This is a genomic window from Marivirga sp. (genome assembly GCF_024636815.1).
Classification (GTDB): domain Bacteria; phylum Bacteroidota; class Bacteroidia; order Cytophagales; family Cyclobacteriaceae; genus Marivirga.
On sequence record NZ_JAGXGF010000221.1, the window covers coordinates 1 to 11,657 of the forward strand.

7 protein-coding genes and 1 pseudogene are annotated in these 11,657 nt (G+C 36.5%); 3 read left to right on the forward strand and 5 right to left on the reverse strand.

Going from position 1 to position 11,657, the window contains the following annotated elements:
* Nucleotides 1–262, reverse strand: a pseudogene (locus tag Q0L29_RS15685) (hypothetical protein); the annotation flags it as partial.
* Nucleotides 263–1,634: 1,372 nt separating this feature from the next.
* Here Q0L29_RS15685 and Q0L29_RS15690 point away from each other — a divergent pair.
* Nucleotides 1,635–4,052, forward strand: coding sequence for an outer membrane beta-barrel protein (locus tag Q0L29_RS15690; protein ID WP_296623157.1), 2,418 nt, complete (start codon nt 1,635–1,637; stop codon nt 4,050–4,052).
* 204 nt (nt 4,053–4,256) lie between these two features.
* Here the strand turns inward: Q0L29_RS15690 and Q0L29_RS15695 are convergent, their stop codons facing one another.
* Together Q0L29_RS15695 and Q0L29_RS15700 are read right to left on the reverse strand one after the other, a co-directional pair.
* Nucleotides 4,257–6,221 (reverse strand): hypothetical protein, encoded by a 1,965-nt coding sequence (locus Q0L29_RS15695; RefSeq protein ID WP_296623159.1) that lies wholly within the window; start codon nt 6,219–6,221, stop codon nt 4,257–4,259.
* A gap of 430 nt (nt 6,222–6,651) precedes the next feature.
* A complete protein-coding gene (locus Q0L29_RS15700; RefSeq protein ID WP_296623161.1) occupies nt 6,652–7,008 on the reverse strand; it encodes a hypothetical protein in 357 nt (118 codons plus the stop codon).
* Between the two features lie 131 nt (nt 7,009–7,139).
* Between Q0L29_RS15700 and Q0L29_RS15705 the strand changes: the two genes are divergently transcribed.
* Both Q0L29_RS15705 and Q0L29_RS15710 read left to right on the forward strand, forming a co-directional pair.
* Complete coding sequence (locus tag Q0L29_RS15705) at nt 7,140–8,105, forward strand: NAD-dependent epimerase/dehydratase family protein (protein WP_296623162.1); 966 nt, start codon at nt 7,140–7,142, stop codon at nt 8,103–8,105.
* Between the two features lie 80 nt (nt 8,106–8,185).
* Nucleotides 8,186–8,491, forward strand: a complete 306-nt coding sequence (locus tag Q0L29_RS15710) for a hypothetical protein (RefSeq protein WP_296623164.1) — start codon at nt 8,186–8,188, stop codon at nt 8,489–8,491.
* A 370-nt stretch (nt 8,492–8,861) separates the two neighbouring features.
* Here Q0L29_RS15710 and Q0L29_RS15715 read toward each other — a convergent pair whose 3' ends face one another.
* Together Q0L29_RS15715 and Q0L29_RS15720 are read right to left on the reverse strand one after the other, a co-directional pair.
* Nucleotides 8,862–10,154, reverse strand: a complete 1,293-nt coding sequence (locus tag Q0L29_RS15715) for a T9SS type A sorting domain-containing protein (RefSeq protein ID WP_296623165.1) — start codon at nt 10,152–10,154, stop codon at nt 8,862–8,864.
* A 119-nt stretch (nt 10,155–10,273) separates the two neighbouring features.
* On the reverse strand, nt 10,274–11,657 hold a 1,384-nt coding region (locus Q0L29_RS15720), incomplete at its 5' end, for a hypothetical protein (RefSeq protein WP_296623167.1).

Genomic DNA, 11,657 nt, shown 5'->3' on the forward strand with positions numbered 1-11,657 from the left:
TATAAAGGTCGCCTATGGTTTGGGCTGACCATTTAAAATTATTGGTAATGACTTCAATAGTTTGCTGGTTTTCATCATCCCAAACAGCTACTCTTCGAAGCTTTTTAGGATACTTTTTCTTTGATTGGTAATTGATGAGCTTTATTTCTTCATCCTTTAGGATATGCTGTGCGGTGTTGTCAGGCAGCTCTCTTTTATTTAGGACGGTATTGTCAAAGAATAAAGATGAAAGAGATAGCATTTGGCAATCTAAAATCTTCAAGAGTAGAGTTTTATTAATTAAATCATGAAAAATAAATCAAAAAAAGCAAATGTTTAAGATTGTCTATAACTACAAGTTTTGGGACGTGGATGAAACAAGATTCCACACAAACCAATTTCAGCCATGAGTCCCTTACTCCGGAGAATTCGTTTTCGCTTGCTTGAAGTCGGACGGTTCAGGCGATACCTCCTCTATGCCATAGGAGAAATTATCCTGATTGTGGTTGGGGTGCTTCTCGCGCTCCAGCTGAACAACTGGAACGAGTCTCGGCAAAGGGCCCAAATTGAGGATCAGCTTTTAGAGGGTTTCCTTAAGGATCTGTCTTAGGATACTATCGTGCTCACTAAAGGAATTGAACTTACCGAGTGGATGATCGAACGCAGGAAAATCCTATTGGAACGAACTCAATACAAAGATTTCTCCTTTGACAGCCTGACAGGGCTGGCAACGAGAACATGGAGCGTTGGAGGTATTAAGCTGAGAAGTTCGACCTTTGTCAAGCTTCACTCCTATAGAGAAGGCTATCCAATTACGAACCGCCTTATTCTGGATCAAATTTTGGATTATTACAGCACAGAGTTCGATAGACACAAAAGTATGGTGGAGTGGGATGAAACTACTAGTAGGTACGAATCTCAAATCCTCTGGTATCGGGGAGATTTTGAAACAGTCCCGCTAGGCCAGGCTATAGGACCTGAGCATGCATTTCCGCGGCTCAAATCCGATACCGAATCGTCCCGATCTCTTAGGGCGTTCCTACGGACAGAAACCGCTCGTAATGCATACCGATGGATTACTTGCGCAAATTTGCACTGCATCAGTATTTTCTAGATAAGAAGGAGCAGGTCCACAAATTAATGGGCATCATTCGTGACTATCGAGCTGGGAAGGAGTAAGTTTTAAGGGATGAAGAAATTTGAATCAAAATAAATATAAATCCCTCCATTTGTGAGATATAATAAATGCTATCCATGTTACCTCATATCCTTTCAGCTTTGGAGGAGCAAGAACTCTTTTTAAAAGTGCAGAAAGTTTAACTCACACTATGATTTTATAATGACTAAATATTAGCTTTCCTATTCAAGGCGTATTCACTTTTATATAAACATTATAAGTTGTTTTTTGATAAAAAGTTGACTTTTATTTTATGTATGTGTACCTTACGCGCATATAATATTGAATTACAGTATATTATAGATTTTTTTAAAACGTTTTATTGTGAATGAAGCAGACTCCTAAGCAAACTCTTTTACTATCTTAAAAGGTTTTCATTTCATGTTGATTACTACCAGGTGCTTTGCATGTTTATCAATTGCTTCAGCTTTAAAAAGACATATTGGTCAAATTTTTTAAACTAAAAAACCATATTAGAATGAAATCACTGGTAATTACACTGCTTCTATTTGGAGGTACTTTTCACCTCCAAGCTCAATCTACTATCAATGGCAAAGTAAAGGATAAAAATAATGAACCGGTGCCTTATGTAAATGTTTTACTTTTAAACAAAAATGATTCTAGTCTGGTGAAAGGAGCAGTTTCAGATGATATAGGCAAATATACTATCTATAATGTTCCTGTCGGAACCTATCTTCTTGCTGCCTCTATGGTGGGCTATGAAAAATCATATGGTTCTTCTTTAACTGTTGAAGAGGAGCTATCAGAAATTACTTCCCCTCCATTAACCTTAGCTGACGATGTTCAGCAGCTTGAAGAAATAACAGTGAAAACCACACGTCCTTTTATAGAAAAAAAGATTGATCGCACAGTGGTCAACGTAGCCAATAGTATTGTCTCCAGTGGAAGTACGGGGCTGGAAGTGCTTGAAAAGGCTCCAGGTGTATTTGTTGATCAACAAAATAATAGTATTTCTTTAATGGGTAAGAGTGGGGTTATTGTACAGATTGATGGTAGGAGAACCAATCTTTCCATAACCGATGTAGTAACTATGCTGAGAAGTACCTCCAGTGATAATATTGATAAAATAGAGCTTATTACCAACCCTTCAGCAAAACATGATGCGGAGGGAAATGCAGGAATTATCAATATTGTGATGAAGGAAAATAATAGTATAGGCACCAACGGCTCTGTCTCATTATCGGGTGGCACTGGCCGTTATGACAGGGAAAGAGGAAGTCTACAACTAAATCATCGCTCAGAAAAAATCAACTTATTCGGTAGTTATAGCGCAAACAGGGGAGGTAATTATCTTGATTTTGATCTCTATCGTAATCAAGCCGATGGAGACATAAGGAATATTATTGAGCAGGAAATGTATATAAAAATACAACAAATGGGGCAAAATGTAAAAGGAGGTGTGGATTATTTTGTGGGAGAAAATACTACTTTAGGAGTGGTATGGAACGGTTTCTGGAATAATAGAACAGATAGAATCCCAGAGGCTAGCACGACTTTCCGTAGGCAGGAATCCGGACCGCTGTATAGACAAACCCTATCTGAAATAAGCAATTCCAATGCTTTATCTAATCAAATGGCTAATCTAAACCTGCAACATAGTTTTGGTAATGATGGGGAAATAACGGCTGACGTTAACTTTGGCCGTTTTAATAGTGAGATGAACAGTGACTTGATTACTGCCACTATTCTTCCTGAGGATCCTGGAAATGAGCCAGAAGGACTTGTTATTCAAATGCCGGTTACTATTGATGTTTTAACTTTTAAGACAGATTACAACCGTTCGTTGTCAGAAACATGGAAAATGGAGACCGGTTATAAGAGCAGTTCAGTAAAAAGTGATAATAATCTGAGTTTAAGTAATGGCAGTATAGGAGAGATGGAAAGGGATCCTGAGCTATCCAATCACTTCCAGTACACTGAGCGAGTTAACGCAGCTTATGCCAGTATTAAAGGTAACCCATTTACCAAAACTGAAATGCAGTTAGGATTGCGGGCAGAGCATACTTATTCTTTAGGTGAATCCTTATCCCTTAATGAAAGGGTGGAGCGAGATTATTTAAACCTGTTCCCCAGCCTTTTTGTCTCCAGAGAGCTGAGTGAAAAGCAGAACTTGACTTTTTCATATAGCCACCGGATTGATAGGCCCAATTATCGAAGCTTAAATCCTGCTCGATGGTACCTGGACCCTTATTCTTTCGAGCGCGGTAACCCTTTTCTAAACCCACAATATACACATTCCCTGGAGCTTCAACATGGCTTTAAAAATCAGGTGTTTACTTCTTTTGGCGCCAGTTTTATTAATGATGTAGTGGTGAAAATTGTACAGCCGGTGGATAATCAGAAAGCAGAACGAATACCACAAAACGTGGGTACTTCGCAGGTTTACAGCATGAATTTAAGCTTTCCAATTTCTGTCATGAAAGCGTGGGAATTGCAGACAAACCTAGTAGGGCTTTATAGCCGTTTTGAATATCTTTTTCAAGGAGTTCCGCTGGAAGTGGAGCAGTTTTCAGGCCGCATTAACATTAATAATTCAATTAAATTAGGTAAGGGCTGGCGAGGGGAAGTATCAGGCTGGGTCAATACCCCGGGCATTCAAGCGATGTTTGTGTCAGGCTGGCAGGGCACTCTAAATGTAGGTATACAAAAAGCTTTTAATGAAAAGTGGCAAGCAAAACTAAATATGCAGGATATTTTGCATACAAACCAATTTATCATGTATGGAGAAGCAGCCGGTTTTACACAGAATTATCGCATACGCAGGGATACACGATTAGTGATGCTGAGGCTAAGCTACTCTTTTGGAAATCAGAAGTTGAAAAGGGCGAGACAACGAAAAACAGGTTCAGAAGATGAAATGAGCAGGACGAATTAGGTATACTCAGATGGTGCTTTCTAGTGTCATTTGCTTAAAGACGTATATCTATTTTTTTGAAGATTACACTATGAAACGCAAAACTATCATTCTTCATATTTTTTAAACACAAAAGATTGTTTATTTAGCATTAAAGATACTATTCTTCTATATCCTCAGATAGAAGTACATTATATTGCTTTAGAGCTAGACGACCGTGATTGATTAAAACCGTTCCTTGCGAATCAGATCACCATTTTCATCATAAAATCTCCAGGTGCCTGACTTTTCATCATTTCTATAGCGACCTTTAACCACCATATTTCCCAGGCTGTCAAATTGAAAATACCGACCATGTTTCAATCCATCTTTGAGCGAGACTTCAAATTTGACCTGATCGTTATCGTAATATTCAATAAAGGTTTTGCTATTGAGGTCTTCCGGTAAAATATTTTCTATTGAGATTAAGTCATCATCTTCAGTTTCTGTAGTATCTGCTACTTCTTCATCTCTAAATTCACTTTCTGTAACCAATGTATTCCAATTGCTTATTTGCTCATGGTTCAAATAATTTAGTTGGATTTGATGTTTCAATAATTTGCCATCGGCTTTAAATTGCATACCAATCATTGGGAAGCTTTTAAAATAGGGCTTATGCGGTTTTAATTCGTTCCAGGATTCCTCATCCAATAATCGTTGCGCATCGCTTAATAATTCATTTGCACTGAGGTATATAAACAGACTGGATTTATAAGCGAAATTTTCCATAAAAACAGCATACTCTTTTGTATGGTCTAAGGTGCTCTTTTCTGCTACCGAGGAAATGATTTTACCTAAAGTTCGAGGTGAATTGCTGAAGACTACATAATCTTCCATGATCGTATAATAAGGTTTATCAATTCCTTCAAAAGCACTTCCAAATAACAGCTTAAAAAAGCCTTTGATGGAAAGAAATTGTATGTCGTGCTCTTTATAGCGAATTCCCTTGAATTTAACTGGCGTTTTCTTTCTAATTTGTTGTTCAATGTAGCCTAGTCGCTCTTTAGTTTCTTCAAATCCATCATGTTTTATGGCTACTGCCATTTCTACCTTGTTTTTATCACTATTGGAATTGAGTTGTATTAAGGCAATTTCATTATCGATCCAACTTAAGAAATCATCTTCTATAGATATTTCAAGATAGTTCTCAATTTTTTGTTTGCTTTCTATATATGATTCGCCATCCTCAGTTGCCTTGAGGACTTCCTCCATTTCACCATAGAATTCATTTGCATCATCAAAACCCAAACTCATAAAATAGGAAGCATTATCCGGGACTATGGTGCCTACGCCAATTTCACCTTTACCCGAGTTCATTAAAGCTGTTAACAGATTAGATTTGTCTTTTTTTACATTCGAATAACCTTCCACAGAAAACACTTCATCAGTAGCTTCAAGCGACATGCCGCTGTATTTTAAAAGATTAAGCACTCCAGTGCTTTCCTCTTCAGTATCTTCCATCCATATTTTTAAATAATCGGAAAACGCAGCATAATTGATATACATATTAATATCATTACTACCGAGCTCTTTGGTTATATCAATGAAATCAAAATCGCGTATTAAAACAGGCTCTGCTAATTGATCGATAGATTGTTCTATTAATAAATGAGTGGAAGAAACGCTTAAAAGATTCTCATAAATGTAAAGATGATATGTAGTAGGAGAGTCCATAAATTTTATTTCCAGCACTTCTACATCATGATAATTTCGGGTATATACCTTTTCAATATCATCACTAAAATCTTTAATGTAGTTTTTGAAGAAATCGAACTGTGTGGCACGTTGTAAATCAATTACATATAAGAAATCATAATCTTTAGGTCTGGTTTTATGAACGGACATCACCATAGGTCGGTCCATTACCAATTCCCACAGACTTTGATCGCTTTTCATATCTACTGTAAGACTATCCATTTCTTGTCCCAGCTCTTCAAAATAGGGATTGGTTTTTAAATAATTCCAGATTTTATTATCGGTGATCTCATTCCATTCCTCAAAAGGATTTTCCATTTGAAAAATCATGCTTGCAGTGGGCGGAACAGCCATCATGGGATTGTTTTTCTTAACAGGTTGGAGGTAAAAAAAATAGATAAAAGTAGATGCAATTACAATCACAATGACTGCAATAACAATAATGACTTTTTTCATAAGGCTATGGATTTAAAACAATAACGTCAAAAATAAAGAAACATTTAAGGGATTTAAATTTTCACCCAAGTTAAATGGAAATTTTGTTATGCTTTGTATTTAAATTACTAATACTTGAAAAGTAATATTGAGCTCTAACATTGGCGCATTGAAACTGAAAGTGAAAACTCCTTCAGGGGGAAGTACCACTGAATTTTAACCACAAAATACAAAGAACACAATAGATTTTATATAAATATAAAATTGGATCAGTCAAATATTTTTAAATCTATAAAGTCCATAAATACTTAACTGACACCTTAAATATTTTATAAGAATTAATTTATGGTTAATTGAAAATAAGTTTTCCTAATAAATAACCTTGGTTATTTACTTTTGTGTTCTTTTGTATCTTTTGTGGTAATATTATCATAGCAAGTTAAATTCAGTATTAATAAACAGGCCTAAAAAAAGTAGGAAACATATAAATAGTCTCCTCATCGAAATAAATAAAATCTTTGTATCGAAGCGCACCATCAACTAATTGATGTTTTTTACCCGTGGAGAAGAAAGGGATGACTTTCACTAGTTGTACAGCTTTAATAGGTTTACCGGGAAAATAGGGCCAAAGGTAGTACTTATCTAAATTATCATGACTGCCAGGCTGAAATAGGTATTCAGTAGGCCTTCGTTTGCGTTTCTCGATATCTACAAATCTTAAACTGGGGATATCGCTATAGGCTTGATAAAATTCCTGTCCCTTTTGTGGCACATAGCCCGCTTTTAATAAACTTCCTAAGCTTCTCATAATACTAATATATTTAGTAAAAGCTAAATTAATTAGTATTTATGGATTGAAAAAATATTGAGGTTCAAATTTATTATTTATATTAATATTTAAATCATCTAACAATTTTCATCGATATGACTTAATGTAATATGAAAAAAAGAGTTGCAATAGCCGGGGCCACAGGCTTTATTGGTAAATGGTTTATAGATAAGTATCATGAAACCTATGATATTATTGCGCTAAGCAGGGGAGAAGTACAAGATAATCAGTATCCATCAGTAGAATGGAGAAAAGCAGATTTGTATTCACTTTCCAGCACAACTGAGGCTTTGAAAGGTGCTGATTATGCATTATACCTGGTGCATAGTATGAATCCCAGTACCAGAATGAATCAAAGTTCATTTGAAAATACAGATTTATTGCTAGCCGATAATTTTGCAAGGTCAGCCGAGGCTTGTGGTCTCAAGCAAATCTTGTTTATTGGCGGGATCTTACCAAAAGAGACAAAAGAATATTCAAAGCATCTGAGAAGTAGATACGAAACAGAAAAAACTCTTGGATCGAGATCAGTCCCTCTTACCACTATTAGGGCAGGAATTGTGATTGGACCAGGCGGTTCATCATTTCGAGTGGTAGAGCAACTTGTAAAAAGTTTACCGATCATGGCTTGTCCGCAATGGTGTAAATCACCTTCCGAACCGGTTGATATTAAAGATATGCTAGCTTTTATTGAGCGATTCTTAGGAAACGAAGAGGTATTTGGAGAAGCTATTGAAGTAGCAGGACCGGAAGAAACTTCCTATATGGAAATGCTCAAAATAACCGCTGATAAGCTGAATAAAAAGAGGATTATTTTCTCTATTCCTTTTTTTACACTTGGTTTTTCAAAATTATGGGTAGCATTATTTTCGGGTACCAGCAGCACTTTTGTTTCCCCTCTAATTGATAGCCTTCGTCATGATATGCGGGCAGACAAAAGCCTAGCCTTTCATTGGAAAGGGGAAGTGAAAATTGAGGAGAGTATTCAAAAAGCCTTGATGATGAATATCCTAAAATACAAAGAAGCTATGAAAAGGAAGAGGAGCGCAATACGGTTAGGAGTGTACAGCGATTAAATAATCCTCTTAACAAACCGGCAGGCTGGATTGCAGATATGTACCCTAAATGGTTAGATCAGTATTTTAAATTTATTTTGATGGCTAAAAAAGAGGGTGATATTGTACGATTTCACCTTTTTAATATAGTGCTTTTAGAATTGACGTACATGCCAAACCGTAGCGATGAAAATCGAAAGCTCTTTTATATAACAGGAGGCGTACTTTGTAAAAGAAGTGATATGGGCTGGCTGGAATTCCGTTCTGTAATGGATGATCAGCATATTATTTCTGCCATTCATTGGTTTGTACCGGCTTTACCATGGCTAGTGTATAAATATACCCAGGCGGTGGGACACCTTTTTATCATGAATCAATTTAATCGGTTTTTGAAGAAGCAGCATTAAGATTACTCCTTTTGAAGTATTACGGATAGGATAAATCATGGTAAAAAATGATAAATCCTATGGGGAATTTGGAGAGGTTCAAAACCCTTCAAAAGCAAAAAAATATAGGATTTCTAACCTGATTTATATAAAGTTAGTGTCACCGTAAAAAAGAGACAGGCTATGCTGGAAAATTAAGACATGATTTTTCAAAAGTCTTAATTTATCCGCTAGCTCCTGCTAATTGCCACCATGAGATCTCGGATAATATTCTTTTTTGAGAAATTAATCCCGATCCATCGAGACCGAGATGACGTATTGAGCTTGTTTTGTATGGTTTTTCAACATAGAAACTCAGCTTACTTAGTTTAAGCCTTCTTATTTATTCCTCCTACCTCTCAATCATTATCTTTTTAGTGATTGTTTCTGACCTCAGCGTAATTTGTACAAAATAAATTCCCATAGGATGATCTGATAAATCTATAATAGAATGAAAATTATCAGAAGAGAATACACTTCGGCCAAGTGTATTATATATTTTCATATAGGTAATCTGATCTAAGGGTTTGTTAAATGATAAATTGAAAATTGCTGTTGTAGGGACAGGAAAAACCTTCAACTCTATATCTGCTAGATCTTTCACACAGCTTTTCACTTCTACTATCGGAAAATATTCGAAATCGCCATTAAAATCAGTTTGTTTTAACCTATAAAACACATTTCCTGACGGAGCTTGTTTAAAGGTATACGAATAGTTTTTGGTTGAATTTGAATTACCGGAACCGGCAATTTCAGTAATCATTTCCCAATCCTTTGTATTTGTACTGTACTCTAATGTAAAATAGTCATTATCCGACTCGCTGGCCGTTTGCCATTTTAAAACGGTTTCATAATCCAGACAAATGCCTTCAAATGATAATAGAGTTATAGGTAAGGTATTATCCTTTGAAATGGAAGCAAGCGTAAAAGGGCTAAAGTTAACCAATGGATTTGACGAAATAATAGTTCCTGCAAGAGTGGAGCCGGTAGTACCGCCATTACCTTCATTTTTCCAATTTGCACCATCCCAATGGGCGATTCTTAAATCAGCTAAATTACCTACCCCACAACTGCGAGTGGCCCAACTTAAGGTTACATTAACTTCAGAAATACCCGCTGTTCTGTCTAACTGCCAGTATTCACAGCCTGAAATATGATGCAAAGAATCATCCTTGCTTTCTGGATTAAATAATAAACCGGCATCTTCAGCAAAATATTCAGCTTTAAATTGATCGGTGTCTAGCATGGGTGCTGATATTGCAACAGGAGCATATTCGCTACCGTTTCCTATTGGAAATGTAAATGCTTGATTGCCGGTTTTAAATACAGGGCCGGAAACAAAGCTATTATTACTTGCAGCTGTTGCAGTGGCTAAATTGTTAAATACTAAATAATTGGTGGCCGTGCTATAAATAATTCCCTGTGTAAAAATAACTTCACCCCTAATGTGCACTTTTTGCTGTAATGAAATGCCTGAAGTACTGGTGTTATTGATTTCAAGATTATTAAATATAACCACAGAATCACCTCGAATGCTTAGTGCATTTGAACCTGATAATGCCACGAGAGCACTTTCATCTGTTAAAGTTCCATTATTTATCACATCACCATAAAACGCAATATTTGAACCCGAATCTATTTGCATATTCCCGAAATTTGTAAAATGGTCCTGTGCCATAAGGCAAAGACTGTAACATATTAAGAGATACAGTATAGTTAGCTTTTTCATTTCTTCTTGTATTTTTAGTGTACATCTTAATCCTTTTAATCAACCACACGGAATTGAAGGTCGGATATGGTCACAGAAGAGATACTTGAGGTTGTTTTAAGAAATACCTCAATATAATCATTGGTTTCCATAGATATTTCTAATTCCATTATAAGTGAAAATGCCTGATTATTAACCATGCTTCCAGTAGATTGCCTAGGTGCTTCAATTACAGTTCCGTTTTTAGCCAAAGCCATAGTGAATTCGGCAGAATTTGCTGGAGATTTACCATTGACTATCATTAAAATTTTTGCTGTTATGTTTCTCTTACCTAAATATGTTAACCTATTAGCAGATGGAGAAGAAAACTTTTGTAAGGTGGTAGAAGTAGTAGCTCCCGCTAGTTTCACATAGGTGTTATTTGGGTCGGTAAGCGTGGCGGTTGTATTCTCTACCATATACAAATACCCATAGGAACGGGAATTGGGAACGCCAGAATTCAGCGACATCTCCCACCCAGGAGTATATGAATCAAAACCACTGATATTGGTAGCTGGGCCACGGAACATATTGGTGCTCATTCGTCCATTGTCAATAACTGCTCCTGCATTCACTTTCACCCCTGTTTGACCTGTATAGTAGAAATAGTTATTGGATAGGTCAATATCGCCAATGGTAAGCCCGGCCAAAAATTCAATCCCGGAACCGGCACTTATGTTGGAAATAAAGATTTCGGATGCGATAAAAAGGCCTACATTTCCGGTGATTTTCACTCCATCAGAACAGTCCCAATAATTTTTAGACATGTATATAGCTTTAAACCCACTGATCTGGCCAACTCCCAGGCTCGGAATCCCTACTTCAATTACGGTATTACCAATAAAAATAAAGCAAAATTTTGTGCCGGTAGCATCAGCAAAATCATAGGCTTTTGTGCCGGAACTTGCAAGGAAAACACCAATATGATCGATAGATACAGTTTTATCTGTACTACGTAGTACAGCACCACTAATATTGGACATTACCCCATCTTTATTCCCTACGTTGCCCTTTAAACCTGCACCATTTAAGTTTAAGTAATAAGGAGAAATATTGACTATTCCTGAAAATATGTACATTTTAACCGAGTCCAATAGTATTTCACTGCCTGAAGGCGTAGGTAAATCATCTAAGGAATATACATGCACCACGTTACTGGTCGGGTGAGTATATTCCATAGAGCTCCAATTGCTCCCTGTAAAAACATCCAGGCTATTGGTAGTGGTGTTATATATTTGCATACCATTAGGAGGGGAATCCATAGAGTCCCGTTGGGCAGTGGTCATCCTTACCATAAGTAAACCTTTGGTAGTACTTTCTAATTCAAACAATGAACTTGCATGAATTGTACTAGGATTGTCTCCAATTTTAACCTGTGCCTGTAAAACACTTAATCCTATA